This window comes from Nonomuraea sp. NPDC050202, assembly GCF_040656115.1.
Classification (GTDB): Bacteria; Actinomycetota; Actinomycetes; order Streptosporangiales; family Streptosporangiaceae; genus Nonomuraea.
In genome coordinates this window covers 175,348-191,173 of sequence record NZ_JBFALF010000021.1, presented here as the reverse complement: position 1 = coordinate 191,173, position 15,826 = coordinate 175,348, and the positions used below count along the sequence as shown (strand labels likewise).

16 protein-coding genes are annotated in these 15,826 nt (G+C 69.4%); 11 read left to right on the top strand and 5 right to left on the bottom strand.

The features are described from left to right. Positions 1-390 precede the first annotated feature (390 nt). On the top strand, positions 391-729 hold the full coding sequence (locus AB0I79_RS40640; RefSeq protein WP_357885164.1) for a hypothetical protein: 339 nt from the start codon (positions 391-393) through the stop codon (positions 727-729). 476 nt (positions 730-1,205) lie between these two features. Next, the gene (locus AB0I79_RS40635; RefSeq protein ID WP_357885162.1) at positions 1,206-1,628 is read left to right on the top strand and encodes a hypothetical protein; all 423 of its coding nucleotides are present in this window, start codon (positions 1,206-1,208) and stop codon (positions 1,626-1,628) included. Between the two features lie 441 nt (positions 1,629-2,069). On the opposite strand, the gene AB0I79_RS40630 is transcribed toward AB0I79_RS40635, so the two are convergent. Next, complete coding sequence (locus AB0I79_RS40630) at positions 2,070-3,398, bottom strand: alpha/beta fold hydrolase (protein WP_357885160.1); 1,329 nt, start codon at positions 3,396-3,398, stop codon at positions 2,070-2,072. Between the two features lie 67 nt (positions 3,399-3,465). On the opposite strand from AB0I79_RS40630, the gene AB0I79_RS40625 reads away from it, so the two are divergent. The 5 genes from AB0I79_RS40625 (at position 3,466) to AB0I79_RS40605 (ending at position 8,028) form a co-directional block, all read left to right on the top strand. Continuing rightward, a complete protein-coding gene (locus AB0I79_RS40625; protein WP_357885158.1) occupies positions 3,466-4,041 on the top strand; it encodes a TetR/AcrR family transcriptional regulator in 576 nt (191 codons plus the stop codon). A 42-nt stretch (positions 4,042-4,083) separates the two neighbouring features. Further along, complete coding sequence (locus tag AB0I79_RS40620) at positions 4,084-4,317, top strand: hypothetical protein (protein ID WP_357885156.1); 234 nt, start codon at positions 4,084-4,086, stop codon at positions 4,315-4,317. 43 nt (positions 4,318-4,360) lie between these two features. Next, a complete protein-coding gene (locus AB0I79_RS40615; RefSeq protein WP_357885154.1) occupies positions 4,361-4,777 on the top strand; it encodes an SgcJ/EcaC family oxidoreductase in 417 nt (138 codons plus the stop codon). Between the two features lie 814 nt (positions 4,778-5,591). After that, complete coding sequence (locus AB0I79_RS40610) at positions 5,592-7,145, top strand: BBE domain-containing protein (RefSeq protein ID WP_357885152.1); 1,554 nt, start codon at positions 5,592-5,594, stop codon at positions 7,143-7,145. Between the two features lie 637 nt (positions 7,146-7,782). Further along, positions 7,783-8,028: a hypothetical protein gene (locus tag AB0I79_RS40605; RefSeq protein ID WP_357885150.1), complete on the top strand. Its 246-nt coding sequence runs from the start codon at positions 7,783-7,785 to the stop codon at positions 8,026-8,028. A gap of 510 nt (positions 8,029-8,538) precedes the next feature. Here the strand turns inward: AB0I79_RS40605 and AB0I79_RS40600 are convergent. Continuing rightward, complete coding sequence (locus AB0I79_RS40600) at positions 8,539-8,979, bottom strand: hypothetical protein (protein WP_357885148.1); 441 nt, start codon at positions 8,977-8,979, stop codon at positions 8,539-8,541. Positions 8,980-9,018: 39 nt separating this feature from the next. After that, on the bottom strand, positions 9,019-9,189 hold the full coding sequence (locus tag AB0I79_RS40595; protein ID WP_357885146.1) for a hypothetical protein: 171 nt from the start codon (positions 9,187-9,189) through the stop codon (positions 9,019-9,021). Between the two features lie 78 nt (positions 9,190-9,267). Here AB0I79_RS40595 and AB0I79_RS40590 point away from each other — a divergent pair, with 78 nt between their 5' ends. Then, positions 9,268-10,044, top strand: a complete 777-nt coding sequence (locus tag AB0I79_RS40590) for an NAD(P)-dependent alcohol dehydrogenase (protein WP_357885144.1) — start codon at positions 9,268-9,270, stop codon at positions 10,042-10,044. 842 nt (positions 10,045-10,886) lie between these two features. Here the strand turns inward: AB0I79_RS40590 and AB0I79_RS40585 are convergent. Continuing rightward, a complete protein-coding gene (locus AB0I79_RS40585) occupies positions 10,887-11,759 on the bottom strand; it encodes a GNAT family N-acetyltransferase (RefSeq protein WP_357885142.1) in 873 nt (290 codons plus the stop codon). Between the two features lie 135 nt (positions 11,760-11,894). Beyond that, complete coding sequence (locus tag AB0I79_RS40580; RefSeq protein ID WP_357885140.1) at positions 11,895-12,443, bottom strand: NUDIX domain-containing protein; 549 nt, start codon at positions 12,441-12,443, stop codon at positions 11,895-11,897. A 37-nt stretch (positions 12,444-12,480) separates the two neighbouring features. Here AB0I79_RS40580 and AB0I79_RS40575 point away from each other — a divergent pair, with 37 nt between their 5' ends. The 3 genes from AB0I79_RS40575 to AB0I79_RS40565 all read left to right on the top strand — a co-directional run bounded on the left by AB0I79_RS40575 (position 12,481) and on the right by AB0I79_RS40565 (position 15,813). Continuing rightward, positions 12,481-13,128, top strand: coding sequence for a transposase (locus AB0I79_RS40575; RefSeq protein ID WP_357885138.1), 648 nt, complete (start codon positions 12,481-12,483; stop codon positions 13,126-13,128). A gap of 473 nt (positions 13,129-13,601) precedes the next feature. Further along, positions 13,602-13,784, top strand: a complete 183-nt coding sequence (locus AB0I79_RS40570; RefSeq protein ID WP_357885136.1) for a hypothetical protein — start codon at positions 13,602-13,604, stop codon at positions 13,782-13,784. Positions 13,785-14,325: 541 nt separating this feature from the next. After that, the gene (locus AB0I79_RS40565; protein ID WP_357885134.1) at positions 14,326-15,813 is read left to right on the top strand and encodes a Tn3 family transposase; all 1,488 of its coding nucleotides are present in this window, start codon (positions 14,326-14,328) and stop codon (positions 15,811-15,813) included. Positions 15,814-15,826 lie beyond the last annotated feature (13 nt).

The following is a 15,826-nucleotide window of genomic DNA, read 5'->3' as shown; positions in this document are numbered from 1 at the left end:
ACCCGGCTGCCCGCTCGGGATCGGCGCCATGCGTGCGCCGACGCCACGGCGAGCAGGTGGCGGTCATGACACCTCGCCGGTTCGGCCCGCGCGCGGAAGAGGCGTTGCGGCGTACGCTCAAGGACATCGACGATGGCCATTTGACCTTGTGGGTGCGTGGCCGCTTCTTCGACGAGTACACCGGCGCGCGGCTGGACCCGCCCGAGATTGAGGTGCTGCCCGACCGGCAGCTGCAGCCAGGCGTGCCGGACCCGGGGGGCCAGGTGCGCGCGAGCACGCCGCAGGTGGGAACCCCGGCCGCGGCCCGTCTGCTGGAGCCGCATCGTCATCCCCGCCCGCAGCGCTGGCATCGGCGCCCGCTCATCTCCCCCCGTCGCCAAGGAGCCGCCCATGATCCGCCCATCCGACCGGCGCACCGCCGACCACGCCCGCTACGCCCGCCAGGTGGTCCAGGCGCTCGCCCCGCATTTCGGCGACCTGGCCGATCCGACGACGGCCACCACCGTCGAAAGGTCCATCACCGCCTGCCTCTCCGCGCCGTTCGACGGCTGGGAGGTCATCCTGGACAGCCCCGCTCTGGCCAACTGGCGGCTCAATCCCGACACAGGCCACCGCATCCGCGTGGCCTGCACCCGGATGCCGCCCCGCATCCCTGATGCGGGGCAGGAGCAGCGCGACCTTGAGCGCGAACGCGCGCTCACCGCACTCGTCCAGGAGCAGGCCTCATGAGCAGCACGACCGAACAACGGCTGCTGCAGCAGGGCTGGCGCCGTCACAGGGCTGTGGCGCGCCGCCCATGCCGGGCAGCGCGACACCTGGAGCTGCGCCAGCCCGGCCGAGCTGCTCCTGGCCCAGGGCCGCCTGCTCACCCCGGCGACGCGGCCGGCCAGGTTCGCCGCCGGACCGCCGGGCACCTGCTCCGCCACCGCCGGCCGCATGGCCGACGCGCACGGCGACCTGCTGTACGTCGAAGGCATGGTGCTGGCCGAGGGCGTGCCGTTCGCCTTCGACCACACGCCTGGTGCGTCAGCGCCGCGAGCGACCGCGTCATCGCCTCACCCTGCCCGACGGTGCTGGCCTGGCCTACCTCGGTATCGGCCCGCAGAGAGATTCGGTACGGGATCCGGCGGTAAGGGCGACATACCTCCGCCATACCGCGTCTCCGTATGGTCTCACCTCGACGGGAAATCAACGGAGGGAACCATATGAAGATCATGCGTACCGCGGTCGTCGTCGGGGCCATGGGGGCCGTGGCCATGATGGGCGCGCCCGCGTCGGCGTCCGCGCCGGCGGCGTCGGTGACCACGTCGGCAGCCAAGGCCCTCGTCGCGACCTGTTCGAAGGGGTCCTACAAGCTGAAGGTGACCGTCACCTACATCGACACGACGTTTGGGCACCGCTTCAGCCGTGTCCACTGGACGGCCTCCGGAGGCCCCACCACGGTCAAGGTCAGCCTCGTCCAGGATCGGGGCGGCCTTCCGGACGCCGAGTTCCTGGCGACCGTGATCACGGGCAACTCCGGCAGCAGGGCGATCTCGGCGACCCGGCCGATGGCGCATCGGGTCTTCGTGAAGCTGGCCGGTAGGAACGGTGTCACGAGCTGCGTCGGGCAGAGCGGCGTCATCTGATCCGGACCGCTCGGCGCCCGCCGTCGCGAGAGACGGCGGGCGACGGAGGTCAGGGCGAGGGGTGGGGGAGTGCGAGGTCGGCCACGATGGGGAAGTGGTCGGAGGGCTCGGTGGCGCGGTGCGCGGCCTGGCGGCAGGGCTTGCCGCAGTAGATGGGGTGTCGGTAAGACTGGCGTCACCAGGTACAAGCGTTCGCGTTTCGGCTGGTCAGGCTGCCACCGAAGTACGGCCGGAGCAGGGCCGCGCAGACGAGATTCCGGGCACATGTAGGGCCGTGTTGAACGCCCGGCCCGCCCGCGCAGCCCCGCCAGGTACGCGCACGCCTCGACATGCAACTCGAGGTCCTCATTGACACCACTCACGACACCGACTCATCGGCGGCTACCGCTCGTTCAGCCCGGTAGTGCCGCTCGGCCGCGCCTGACCTGCCCGCTGCGAGCCTTACCTGTGGTCGCCCAGGAAGGCGGTGATGCCGGCGCGGGTCGGGTAGTTCGGCAGGGGTGGCGGCTGGCGCTGGAGGAACGCGGTGATGACGGCGGCGGCGCGCTCGTTGTTGTCGTCGAGGCCGTTCCACATGCGGTGTCCGACGCCGGGCAGGTACTGGGTTCGCTCGATGGCGGGGTCGGCGGCGAGGATGCTGGTCTGCCATTGGCGTACTTGTGAGGAGCATTCGGCGATCATCAGCATCGCGGGGGTCCGGGAGTGGCTCAGCCCGGGCACGATGGAGGGCGAGTCCTTGATCGTCTGCTGGATGCGCAGGCTCGCGGCGGCGTTGAAGGAGAAGTTCTCCGCGGTGTCCTCGGTGGGGATGCGGCCGGCGTCGCGCACGCAGTAGGCGGAGGCGGTGTCGCTGCCGAGATCGGCGGCCTTGAAGGCGTTGACGCCTTCGGCCTGGGTGATCAGGCCGGTGTCGGGTGGCAGGGCCCCGAGGCGGATGAGGCCGAGCGCGACGGCGTACCGGGGGACGCGTGTCGCCCGCGGTCCGGTCGGGGCCGGGGCGAGGCCGCGTGCGGACGGTCGGCCTTGTTGCCCGCTGATCAGTGCGGTGGGGCCGTCCATGGGGCCGGGTTCGGCAATGATCGCCCGGTGCACGCGGGCGGCGGTGTCCGCAGCGGCCAGGGCCCGGGTGAGCACGATCGCGCCCGCGGAGAATCCGAGGACGTCGGCCGGGCCCTTGTCCAGGCGGTCGACGAAGGCGGCGAGGTCGCGTACGGACCTGGAGATTGTGTACTGCTCCATGGGCAGCAGGTCGCTCCGGCCGCCGCCGGGGTGCTCGTAGGCGTACACGTCGTAGCCCTGTCCGGCCAGGAGCCGCAGGAAGCGGTGGTCGAGCACGGAGATGGAGCGGACGGGCCCGCCGTGTAGGTAGACGAGCGGCGTGGGACGGCGGGCGGCGCCGGCGGCGGGGGGATAGTGGTAGACCGCGACCCGGCTTCCTGTGCTCAGGCTCCAGTGTCCCGTCGCGACGAAGGGCAGGTCGGGCGGGTACTGCCGGGTCGTGGGAACGGTGGGGACGCAGACCGACGCCGCGAGCGCCGCGGCGGTGACCACCGGGACGAAGGGCCACAGCCTGCCCCGCCAGGTACGTCCCCGGCCGCGCCATGAGGCGGCGATGACGCCGGCTTCCAGGACGGTCAGCCAGGCGACGAGCCCGGAGCGGGCGCCGTCCGTCACCACGACGAGGGCGAGGAACAGCCCGGCCAGCCCCACGATGGCGAGCAGGGCCAGGATCAGACGGCCGAGGAGGCGGAGGGGAGCGGGGAGAGGCATAAAGGTTTCCAAACGCTGTTTCAAAACGACGTTTGGAAACCCTAGCACCTCGGCTAGGCTGGTCGTCGTGGGAAGGCCGAGAATCAACGACGACACCGTGAAGGACCGCCTCATCGAGTCGGCGACCGAGATGTTCGCCACCCGCCCACGGGAGTCGATCACCATCCGAGCCCTGGCCGCCGCCGCCGGGACCGCGACCGCCGCGGTCTACTCGCTGTTCGGCGGCAAGGACGGGCTGATCGCCGCGGTACGCAACAGGGCGGTCGCCGGGCTGTCGCAGGAACTGTCGGCGGTGCCGGCCTCCGACGACCCTCTCGCCGACCTCTATGCGCTGGCGGTCGCGTACCGGCGATGGGGGCACGAGCACCGCCATCTCTACACGGTGTTGTTCGGCGGCGTGCAGAACTTCGACCCGTCCGGCGAAGTAGGCGCCGCAGATCCCGTCAGGCCGCTCATCGAGGCGATAGACCGCGCCCGGTCGGCCGCCGCGCTCTCGGGTGAGGCGACCGCCATCGCGCTCTCCCTCTGGGTGACCCTGCACGGTCTGGTGGCGCTCGAACTGGCCGGGGCCCTGGATGCCGCCACGGCCGAATTCACGTTCCGCTCGGCGATCCCGGCCGCGCTGCGCGGCTGGACGACCTGACCTCATGTCGGCGTCCGCTCCAAGGGCGGCACCATCGAGTGGGTGTACTGGGACAGCGGCGCCGCCCGCCTGCTGCCCCGCCTCCTGCGGCTCCCGGACGGCAGCATCCGCACGCACGGCCCGCTGCTGGCGTCGCTGAGCAAGCAGCAGATCAACTTCACCACCGACCGGGCCGAGGTCATCACGGAGCTGTGTGACGGCGCCGCGGCGGCCATCGCCGCCGTCGCCGAAGTGATGATCTGGATGCGCAGCAACCACCCTGTCTGGCACGATTGACGCTCTTGACCTCAAGCAAACTTAAGGTTCTATCGTCCACGTCATGAGCACAATGAACACTGCCGACCAGACGAGCCAGACCGACATCGAAGCGATCAAACAGGTGGTGGCCGCGGTTGAGCACTCCCAGAACAACGAGCTCCCTGAGGAATTCGTTGCTCTGTTCCGAGCTGACGCGATCTGGACAACGGGCCACGGCAAGCGTCTCTTCGGCCGTGATGCGATCTCGACGTTCACGCACCAGGTGCTTCCCGGAGGGATGCAGGACACCACGGTCACGTTCGAGGTCGAACACGTGCTGTTCATCCGCCCGGACGTCGCAGCCGTGAAGGTGCGCCAGGTCTATCGCAACCCCGACGGGACGGAGGAGGTGGGCACGCCACTGTTCGTCATGGCAAAGGAGGACGGGCAGTGGCGCCTGACCGCCTGCCAGAACACCAGCGTGCTCAGCAGCGACTGACCGCGTTCGACGGCGACGCACCTCCAGCGGCAAGACGCGCACCAAGCCGCCAACCCGCACATCAGAACCCCGTCCGGCACGTCCGGCGGGGTCTTTCACGCGGCTGATGAACCTCTCGGCGGCCTCCTGGCGCGACAGCCGCGGCTGACTACTTGCTCGTGACGATCCCAAGGGGGCACTCTCCGCCCACTCGATCCTTCGTTGAGCTCGGTCAACTTGGCCTACGTGAAAGAAGAGATCATCGTCCTCTGGCCTGCTGGAAGGGTCCTCCAACCTTAGATAACGATGGCTGTGGCGTGGCAGAGGAGTCCGCGGTGGTGGAGACGTGACGGCCAGGTTGGCGTCGACCCACTGGATGAACTTCAGCGGGGAGCCGTCGAAGTGCGCGCGGACGCGGGCCTGCATAGCGCGGACGTCGTGGCCGGGCAGGAAGTCGCGGTCGGTGTTTTGTGCGCATCCGCAGTGGCATGGCCGCATCAGGTAGGCGGTTTCTTCGGGAAGGCCTCGCGGTGGGGCGGCACGATCTACATCCCCGGCGGCGGCACCGCGGGCGGCGCGGCCCCGTGGACGTCAACGACGCCTACCGGCCGACGGCCGCCGGGCGTCAGACGGCTTCGTAAGCGGGGAAGAGCGGCGGCCTTCTGCGGCAACGATCCGTGCCCACCTGCTGCAGGCATGATCTGACAACCCGCTGTCCTGTCTTTGTGTGGCCGCTGCATTACGCCGTGTGCCCGTCGGGTACGAACTTCGCGGCAGGCCCAGGGGAACGGCGGGCTCGCCACTCCGTCCGTACTCCGACGTGGAAGGCTCGACGATGGCGCATCGAGGCGGAATCAAGATCGGGCCTGGCGAGCCGCGCTACGAGGTGCTCCGCCGTGGCTTCAACGCACGATGGCTGGCCGCGCGGCCCGACTACATCCGCCTCCCCCGAAGCAGTGCCGAGGTCAAAACCGCGTTGCAGGAGGCGCTCGACGAACCGGCCTCCCCGGAGAGGTCGCGCATCACGATCCGGTCCGGTGGTCACTGCTACGAAGACTTCGTCTGCGCCCCCGACGTACGAGTGATCATCGATCTGTCGCTGATGGACGGCGCCCACGTCGACGACGGCATGGGGGCCTTCTGCATGGAGGCCGGCCTCACCCTCGGCCAGTTCTACAAGAAGATGTATCAGAGAACCGGCAAGACGCTGCCCGGCGGCTCATGGTCCACGGTCGCGCTCGGCGGGCACGTGACCGGTGGCGGCTTCGGCCTGCTGTCGCGGCAGCACGGGCTCACCGTCGACTACCTGTACGCGGTGGAGGTCGCCGTGGTCGACAGGACGGGCACGGTGGAGTTGGTCACCGCCACCAGGGACGACGACGATCCCGATCTCAAGGACCTGTGGTGGGCGCACACGGGAGGCGGCGGGGGCAACTTCGGCATCGTCACCCGCATGTGGTTCCGCGACCTGCCCCAGGCGCCCAGGAGCGTGCTTTCCGCCATGGGCGGCTGGAGATGGGAAGAGATCGACGAGGACCGGTTCCGGTGCATCGTCGGCAACTTCGGCGCCTTCTTCGAGGAGCACCAGGGCGGCCCGGGCGACGAGTACGCCGCGCTGTTCGGCATCCTCACGCTGAACCATGCCAGCCAGCCTCAGATCGGCTTGATGGCGCAGATCGACTCCGGCGTCCCGAACGCCCGCGAGCTGATCAGGAACTTCGAGCGTGAGATCAACCAGGGCGTCGGAAGGGAGTTGCACCCGCTGACCGTGGCGATCGGAGAGCATCCGGTCTTCGCCGCCGGCGAGGTGCTCGGAGAGCATGCGACCTTCGGCCGGGTTCGTGAGGAACTCCTCGCGGTGCCCTGGACCGTCACGGAAAAGGTCAGCGCCCCGCACAACGCCAAATGCGGCAAGCACAAGTCGGCCTACATGCGCAAGGCACTTCCCGCGGAGCAGGTCACCGCGCTCTGGCGAAGCCTGACGGAGGACAGGGGGACCAGGCGCGAGGCGGTGGTGCAAATCGACTCCTACGGTTCCGCCGTCAACCGGCTGAAGCCCGACGACACCGCCGTGGTGCAGCGGGACTCCATCATGAAGCTGCAGCACCAGATCTACTGGCCGGCGGATCAGGACGGCACCGACCACCTCCGGTGGATCCGCACGCTGTACCGGAACATGTATCACGGCGGGGTCCCCGTGCCGAATGAGGTCACCGACGGGTGTTACATCAACTATCCGGACACCGATCTCAACGACTCCGCGTGGAACACCTCCGGAGTGCCCTGGTTCACCCTCTACTACGGCGCCAACTACCCCCGGTTGCAACGCGCCAAGCGGCGCTGGGACCCAGGCAACGTCTTCCGCCACGGCCAGTCCGTCGAACTCTGACACCTCGCGAAGCCGCGCGCCGCCGCGTAAAGTCCACGTCGCCCGCTCACGGATCGAAGACGCCGGACAGACATCGAAGCGCAGGGTCCGGACGGCGGATTCAGGAGCGGCGCGCGGCGTCGCTGCCGCCAGAGCACCGGCCGACCGGCCGTGTCGCGGGCCAGGACATACCGGCGTTCCAGGGTGACGCCGATGGACGGAACGGCCGCCGGGGCGATCTCGTGCACGGCGGGATCGGTCCGCAGCACCTCCGCGCCGGGCGCGGGCAGCAGCCGCGGCTCGGCCGCGGTGAGGCCGGCCAGCCGCCCGGCGCTCCACCGCCCACAGCAGGTTGCTCGCCTCGTCGAGCCGAGCAGGACCTCCTCGTCCGGCGCGCCCTCGGCAGGGGCGGCCGCGAGCGCCAGCACGACGAGCGAGTGTTCGTCGAGCCCTGTCGTGCGGAACAACGACCAGCCGGCACGGCGGCTCGAGGTCGTACACCTGGCCGAAGCCGTCGGTGACGGTCACCCTCGTGAGCGTCAGGACGTGGCCGATGCGGGCATCCGCGGGGAAGACGAACCAGTCGTCGCTGTGCGAGGCGATCAGGTCGATCAGTAGCGTGGTGGCGAAGTGTGCGGCGTCCGGCGGGTAGCCGCCGATGTCCACGGCGGCGTCCTCGATCTGGCACCAGCGGCTGTGCGGCGCGCCGGGATACTGGCGCGGCGTCGGGTACACCTCCATCTTCACCGGCTTCCCGCTCGCCGCGAACCCGTCGTCGCCCGCGGCGGGCCCGTCCACCCAGAACCGGTCCACCCGCCCGCCGGGGTGCCGGGTGAGACGGATGCTCCCGCCGCCCGCGAGCGGGAAGACCGCGCGGTATGCCAGCTCGTCCGGCCGCCAGTAGCCCGCGTGCGGCTCCGGGACGCCGAGCCCCTCGAAGACCCCGCTGGGCAGGGACGCGCGGTCGCGCCTGAGCGCCAGCCCGTCGAAGTCTCCCGCAAGCCTGTCGTACGGCGGGGCGCGCCCCGCTCCAGTTCCTCGTCGGGTGGCGGCGGCCCGGCCAGCAGGTACGCCGCGTCGGCGGTCGCGGTCCAGGCCCGCTCGCTGCGCCACGGTCGCGCCGACCCGGATCCGGTGGCCCATGGTCCACCAGTCGTCCGGCTCGGACTCCACGATCGCCTCCACGGGGACCTCGGCCGGTCCTGGCGGGCCGGCTCGGCGTGGGCTCCACGCGGGTGTGCACGGCCCTCAGCGCGACCTTCACCCGGGTCGTGGCGTTCTCGGCCTGATGCTCCCATCGCTGCCACTGCCGGGCCAGGAACCAGGCGGGATCGTGCACGGCGGCGGCGAACCCGGCGGCGAACCCGGCGGCGAGACCGGGACGCCTCGGGTCGCCTTCAAGGCTGCGGTCTCCTCACTTGGGGAAGCCGGCGCCGCCGTCGAGCCGTACGGCGGACTTGCCTGCGGCGGGAAAGGTCGCGGTCGGGACGGTCGCCGGGAAGGGGCCAGCTGCGGCGGGACCCGCCGCTCTGGCATGGGCCAGCTCCCTGGTCTCCACCAGGATCTCCACGAGTTCGTGTGGATCGAGGCGGGCTCCGCACCCCTGGGCCAGGTCGGCCGGCACGGCGAGCAGGACGGCCTGTTGCGCCCGGGCCGCTGGGCCGTTGAAGTCGAACACCGCCGTGGTGGTCTGGCGGGCTGACGGGACGGTGTCGCTCCAGGCGTCGATCAGGTCGGCCGCTACCCAGCCGCCGGCAGGGAGCGGTGCGGAGGCGTACGCCGCGACCAGCGCGGGCCCCGAACGCGTGCCGAGCGCTGCGGTCCGCCACGGGTCGCCTGCCGAGCTGGAGCGCACCGTCAGCCCAGGGAACTCGGACGCGCCTGCTCGCCGTCCTCAGCGGAGCGACCTCCCTCGTAAAGATCGCATGCGCAGCACGGTGGCCGCTGAGGGATGGCGGCCTTTGCGCTTGCCCGTGGTGATGACCAGGCGGGCGGCGATGTCGCGCAGGCTGAGGGTCTGCTCGCGTAGGTGCCGGGCCATCGACAGCATGACCTCGTCGACCACGGCCGCGCCGCCGATGCTCTTGCGGCGCCGCCGGGCCGATTCCTGGCCCTCCAGTGCGGTCGCGGATGTACTCGCTGCATGATCAACTCGTGCGGCGAATGCGAGTACTGCCGGCGCGGCGACGAGCAGTACTGCGCCAAGGGCGCCACCATGACGTACAACGGCATCGACCCCGTGGACGGCACCATCACCCAGGGCGGCTACTCGCAGGCCATCGTCGTCACCGAGGACTTCGTCGTCCGCGTGCCGGAGAACCTCGCATTCGACAAGGCCGCGCCGCTGCTGTGCGCCGGCGTCTCGCTCTACTCGCCGCTGCGCCACTGGCAGGCGGGTCCGGGCAAGAAGGTCGCCATCGTCGGCCTCGGCGGTCTCGGCCACATGGGCGTGAAGATCGCGGCAGCCCTCGGCGCCGAGGTCACCGTGCTCTCGCAGACGACCTCCAAGAAGGAGGACTCGCTGCGCTTCGGCGCGACGGCTCACTACGCCACGGCAGACCCGCAGACCTTCACGCAGCTCGCCAACTCCTTCGACCTCATCGTCAACACCGTCTCGGCGAAGATCGACATGGGCGCCTTCCTCAGCCTCCTCAAGGTCGACGGGACCCTGGTGAACGTGGGAGCCCCGGCGGAGCCGCTCGAGGTCCCGGCCTTCGCCCTCATCCCCTCTCGCCGCAGCTGGGCCGGATCCTCGATCGGGAGCATCCGCGAGACCCAGGAGATGCTCGACTTCTGCGCCGAGCACGCAATCGCGTCCGAGACCGAGGTCATCAGCGCCGACGACATCAACGACGCCTACGAGCGGATACTGAAGTCCGACGTCCGCTACCGGTTCGTCATCGACGCCGCCACCATCTGACCGGTGACACGTGGGCGGATTGCTGGGAAGGAACCCAGCAGTTCACCCACTACCAAGGCTCAGCCGTCCGTGCGAGCTGCCGTCTGCTCCGGCCAGCGGTTTCACCGTCGAATGATCTTTGAGGAGTTCACTTCTCGGTCATAAAGCGGGCAACTCGCGTTTCAAGCGCACCGTCGTAGTCGCCCGTGTACGGTACGAATAACTTGGTCGCTCGGGGTCGATGGAAGATTCGTCGGCGTCCCACCGCCCAATTGAAGGAGTGGCCCGCCGTGATCCGACCACTGGCATGGTCGGGGCGGAACGCCTCCCGTGGGTTAAGCGGCGGCCCTTGGGCCTTATCGGATCAAACCGACTTGGTCCAGGGTCGTCAGCTCTTCCACCGGTCAAACAGGTCCAGAAGGAGTCTGAGGTCTACCCCCTACCATGCCGGCCTGCTCGGGCGGCAGCAAGGGTGGAGGAGGTGATGCGGGCGTTCGGGTGGCACAGGACACGGCCGTTGGGATCGTCGTCGAAGCGGATCACCAGGTAACCATCGCGGAAGCCGACAACGGTAGCGGGCCAGCGCGTGCCAGATCGCGTTCAGCTCGGCGACGCCGCCGATCGTGGCGTTGGCCACGTACCAGCCGTACTGCGCGTGGCCATCTCCCGCCACGGTGGACCACGCGGGGGCGCTGCACGGCCCGCCATGAACGCCTTCTCGAGGGGCCCGTGATCGGGCACGGCCCCTACGACTTACCTGGACTCGTGGCCGGTGTGTCGATGCGCCGGCACGTTGCCTCGCTCCCACCTTCGCGGCGACGGAAACAGTAGCTGATCCTCGATAAGGCCTCCTGATCCGTACGCTAAGCGAACCGTCCCCAGGTCGTGACGAGCGGACGGTAGCCCTGGCGGGACCAGAAGGGGACGGACAGCGGGTTCGGGGCCGCGTAGTGCACCAGTATGGTCTCGACACCCGCCGCCGCTGCCTCGGCATGGGCGTGGGCGGCCAGCGCGGCGCCGAGGCCGCGGCCCCTGCTGACCGGACGCGCGTACAAGGAGCCCACGTACGCCACGGGCGGAGGCTTCTGCACGGCGGGCGCGATCCAGCCCGCGTGGTTGGGGTGATGGAGCGCGAGCATGCCGGCGACCGCACCGTTCGACTCGGCCAGCCAGCACCAGCCGTCGTCACGGGTGAGCTTTTCCTCGAGCTCGGCCCGGGCCGCGGCGGGCGTCGAGGGCAGCACCGAGAACCAGCCGAACTGTGCCTCGTAGTCGACCAGCTCCAGATACAGCCGGCACATGGCATCCAGATCGTCCGCCGCGGCCCGTCGTACACCAGGGGACGGGTGCCCGCCCGCTGAAGCGGGGGAGACGCGGACGCCGAGCACGGAGCGCGGCGCGAACCCTCGCCTCACCAGTGCCGCCAAGGGTGCGGCATCCCGGCTCGGCCAGTTCACCACGAGCCCGGAACCCGGCTCGGTGCCGAGGGTCGAGATCCAGCGGTCGAGGAGGCCGCCGAGGGCGTCCGCGGGATTGTCGCCGGCGACTCTGGCGTGGAGGGAGTAGGTGGTCAGCGGGCCCCAGTGCACTGACGGGGCGTCGGGGTCGGCTCTGGTCACCGAGGGGGCGCCGACGGCGTTCGCGGTCTCGATCAGGTCTTCGCCGAGATCCGCGACGGCGACGAGAGGGTCGGCGGCGCGCACGCGCTCACGGTGGCTATCGATCACATCGCTCACGGTTCGCACACTAATCCGCCGTGGCGACATGTTAGTGTCCCCCACGCTTCCGCACTTCGGTGATGGCGCTATCGGTGGGCGGTGCAGGGCGCCAAGTGATCGTTTGCCGGAGCCGCTGGCTTAAGGCGGGTTGCATCAGATCCAGGAGTACTCGTTGTCCGTTACCGCAGGCAGCTCGACAGTGCTCGGTCTCGCGGTCGGACTGGCCAGCCGGGCGAATGCCGCTCCCATGGGTGGGAACAACGGCAGGCCCGCCGCCTGCCGGTAGTCGATCCACTGCACATAACCAACCTCGTGGCCGCCCTCGGCGAGTTTGTCGAACTCGTGAGTGGCGAGAGCACGGCGAACGTCCGCGCTGACGTGGAGGCGATAGATCAGGTGGAGCTTGCGCGGAGAAGGTGTGTTTCCCGGCCGCGTTACCCTCACATCCATCAACCACAGCAGTTCGGGCTCCGTTCCAACGCCCAAAGCGAGGGCGAGCTCTTCTTCCAGCTCCCGGGAGAGGGCGGCATCGAGCGGCTCACCAGAGAAAACGTTCCCACCGATTGTGGTGAACAAGTGGATGTTGCTGGGACGGTCCCTGCGCAGAAGTGCTACCTCGTTGCCGCAGAACACCACGGCGCTGACACGGACCTTGATCCTTTCGAACGGAACCTCAGGCGAGTAGGACTGATCGTCGCTCAAAGTGCATGCCCTTCCCAGCGCATCTACTAGATCGGAAGTGTTCGACGCCGGCTACGACACCGCCCGCCTGGCCTTCCTGCTGGATGGCCTGCCGGTGGAGGTGCTGGGCCGCCTGCGCTCCGATCGAGTGCTGAGCCGCCCGGCTCCCTCTCGCCGCGAGCACGCGCTGGCTCATCCCGGCGGTGGTCGCCCGCCCCTGCACGGGGCCGAGTTCCGGATGAAGGACGAGACAACCTGGGGTGAATCCGCCCACACCACAGCCACCGCCACCAGCCGGTACGGCAACGCCGTCGCCTCCTGCTGGGACCGATTGCACCACCGGCTCACCCGACGCGCCGCCCGGCTCGACCACGACGGCGCGCTGCCCATCATCGACGACACGCTGATCCGGCTGCAGGTCGAGCAGTTGCCCGGCGAACGCGACCCCAAGCCGGTGTGGCTGTGGACCTCGGCGGTTGCCATCACCCCAGCCCACCTGGACCGGCTCTGGCCGGCATTCCTCCGCAGATTCGATCTTGAGCACACATTCCGGATGTGGAAACAGACCCTGGGCTGGACCGCCCCGAAAATCCGCGACCCGCGACCCGCGACCCGCGACCCGCGATCCGCGGTCCGCCGACCGCTGGACCTGGCTGATCATCATCGCCTACGCCCAGCTTCGGCTCGCCCGGACGCTTGCACCTGACCTGCGCCGCCCATGGGAACGGCCTGCTCCACTCGAACGGCTGGCCCCCGCTCGCGTCCGGCGAGGCTTTCGGCACCTCAGCCCGCGCCTGCCCCTACCTGCCGGTGCACCGAAACCCACCCAGCCCGGTCCCGGCAGGCCTCCGGGCTCGAAGAACCGGGCTCCTGTCCGTCACCACGACGTGGGCAAGACCACCAAACGCGCCGAAACGCTCACCGAGCACCAGAACAGGAAAGGGTTAAACGTCAAGCTTAGAAACAGCTCCTAGTCTGCGAGCTTGTCCTCATCGCCTACCGTCGGCTCACGGAAGCCGTGGAACTCCCGGATTTGCGCTCGATGGTTCTTGATGGTCCGGTCAGACCGGTCGTAGGCAGCGAACAGGCGAGCCGGGGCACGTCCTCCCGCCGAGGGAACCGCGCTTCCAACTGCATCTCAGCCTCAGCCGACGCCCCGGAGAGCCGTAGGATCCCGGCATGAGTGACGATGAGTGGAATCACATCATCCGTTCGGCGAAGCAGGGCGAGCCCGGCCCTTGGACGTGCCCTGAGTGCGACGAGTACACCGTCGAGTCGGGTCAGCGGTTCGAGCAGGGCGACGTGGTGGAGCACACACTGATGTGCTTCGCCTGCGAGGCAGAGGTCGTTGCACCTGCCTGAACTCGACCGTACAAGGAGGCGGCGTCCCTGCCACGGGCATCGAAAGGCGAGGTGCAGCGGCTTCAGAGCTGCGGCGGCCCGGCGTGGCGCCGGGGTGACACAGGGACACCCCCGCGCCACGCCGGGCGCCGGCCGGCCGGATTCCCGCAGGCCGGCCTACACGGCCAAGGGCCGTCGCCCCCGCTACAGGCCACCTTTCAACCCGCAACCGCAGGAAGTGAATCCTTGGGCTCCGGCTCCAGGCTCCACGCGGGTCACATCTTGTCGCCTGAGGGGTCGACGGTCGTGCCGATCGCCAGGCGTGCTCCAAGGTCCAGGCGGACCGTGCCGTATGGGCGGACGTGGGTCCAGAACAGCGGGGTGAGCCGGTCAGCCGGCTCGAGCCGTTCCCCCTCAGCGTTCGTAAGTCACCTCGACCCATACACCAATCGTGACCTCCTCGCCACGATCGGTCAGCAGATCCAAGAAGCAGCCCTAGACGACGCCGAGGAGGCTTGTCTGACGCTCGCGTGATGATCTCACGGAGATGTTGTGCAAGCGGATGGCGGCTACGAACAAGAAGGCCAAGGCCAAACTGGAGGAGATCCATCAGCGGCAGCGGCAGGTGGTGGAGAGCTTGATCGTCCCCTACCGGGGCGTGCTGCAGGGCCTGCTGCCGGGCGGGCCGGTGGAGGCGGCCGAAGCCGCGGCCGCGCGGATGGTGATGATGGCCCTGACCCTGCTGACCGGCTCCAGTGGTGGCGCAGGCGAGGATGCGGGCACCGAGGCCACCAGCGGGGCCGGTGGCGATGCGGGCCGGGAGGCGGGCGTGGACGCCACGCAACCGGGTCAGCGGGCCGGTCCGGAGGCCGCGGTCGAGGCGCTGGTCAGGGCGGTCCGGATGCAGGTGGCGGGGATGGGGCCGGTCCGCCAGGTGGTGGAGCGGGCCGGCGGGGCGAGCGCGCAGCTGGCCGACATCGAGGAGGTGACGGCCTACCAGCACGACAACCACGAGCTGCTCATCCAGCAGCTCTTCAAGGCCGACCGGTCCACCATGCTCGCCCTGGCCGGCGTGCTGAGGTTCAAGGCGACCTCGGCCGACCACAGCGTGCTGGAGGCTCAGGAGCACGCCCTGACCTACTGGGGCAAGACCCGGGATTTCATCCCCGCTCGCCACGCCGATGGCCGTCTGCTGGATCTGGGGTTCGCCTCGGCCAACTGGCTGCGCGCGATCCGGGACCGCAAGCATCCGGGCATGCTGGTCAAACGACACTTCGAGGCGATGGTGTTCGCCTATCTGGCCGAGGAATTGCGCACCGGGGACATCGCGGTGGTAGGGGCGGCGGAGTACGGCGACTGGAGCTCGCACCTGCTGAGTTTCGATCAGTGCCGGCCTCTGCTGGCGGCCTACTGCGCCGAGGCGGGCCTACCGGCAAACGCGGCTGAGTTCGTGGCCGAGCTGAAGGAGCGCCACCGCCAGGCCGCCGAGCACCTGGACGCCGGCTACGCCGACAACGAGGACCTGACGTTCGCCAAGGACGGCACCCCGACGCTCAAGCGGCTGGCCGGCGTCGGCACCACCGCGACCGCGGCCAAGCTGGGGGCGGAGATCAAGGCGAGGATGCCCGAGCGCACGCTGATCGAGATCGTCTCGCGCACCGCGTACTGGCTGGGCTGGCACCGGCACTTCGAGCCCGCCTCGGGCCATGACCCGAAGCTGAAGAAGCCGCAGGACCGCTACGTGCTGACGACGTTCGCGTGCGGGTCGAACATGGGCCCGGCCGAGGCGGCCCGGCACATCGAGGGCCTCACCGCGCACGAGATCTCGCTGGCCAAGAACCGGCACGTCACCGTGGCCAAGCTGAACAAGGCGATCACCGACGTGGTCAACGCCTTCGCCCAGCTGGACGTGGTCAAGGCACGGGGGGATGGCGGCAGCGTGGGAACCGACGGTACCCAGGTCGACACCTACATCGACAACCTGCTGGCCGAGACCTCGATCCGATATGGGGGCTTTGGTGGCATTGCCTACCATTATGTATCGGGATAACTATATTGGCCTG

What these genes read in the sequence shown, in the direction of transcription:
- AB0I79_RS40630 (WP_357885160.1), bottom strand. Translation starts at nt 3,398, where the DNA reads ATGCCTCTCCCCGCTCCCCTCCGCCTCCTCGGCCGTCTGATCCTGGCC.
- AB0I79_RS40615 (WP_357885154.1), top strand. Translation starts at nt 4,361, where the DNA reads ATGAGCACAATGAACACTGCCGACCAGACGAGCCAGACCGACATCGAA.
- AB0I79_RS40590 (WP_357885144.1), top strand. Translation starts at nt 9,268, where the DNA reads ATGATCAACTCGTGCGGCGAATGCGAGTACTGCCGGCGCGGCGACGAG.
- AB0I79_RS40565 (WP_357885134.1), top strand. Translation starts at nt 14,326, where the DNA reads ATGGCGGCTACGAACAAGAAGGCCAAGGCCAAACTGGAGGAGATCCAT.
- AB0I79_RS40570 (WP_357885136.1), top strand. Translation starts at nt 13,602, where the DNA reads ATGAGTGACGATGAGTGGAATCACATCATCCGTTCGGCGAAGCAGGGC.
- AB0I79_RS40640 (WP_357885164.1), top strand. Translation starts at nt 391, where the DNA reads ATGATCCGCCCATCCGACCGGCGCACCGCCGACCACGCCCGCTACGCC.
- AB0I79_RS40635 (WP_357885162.1), top strand. Translation starts at nt 1,206, where the DNA reads ATGAAGATCATGCGTACCGCGGTCGTCGTCGGGGCCATGGGGGCCGTG.
- AB0I79_RS40610 (WP_357885152.1), top strand. Translation starts at nt 5,592, where the DNA reads ATGGCGCATCGAGGCGGAATCAAGATCGGGCCTGGCGAGCCGCGCTAC.
- AB0I79_RS40605 (WP_357885150.1), top strand. Translation starts at nt 7,783, where the DNA reads ATGTCCACGGCGGCGTCCTCGATCTGGCACCAGCGGCTGTGCGGCGCG.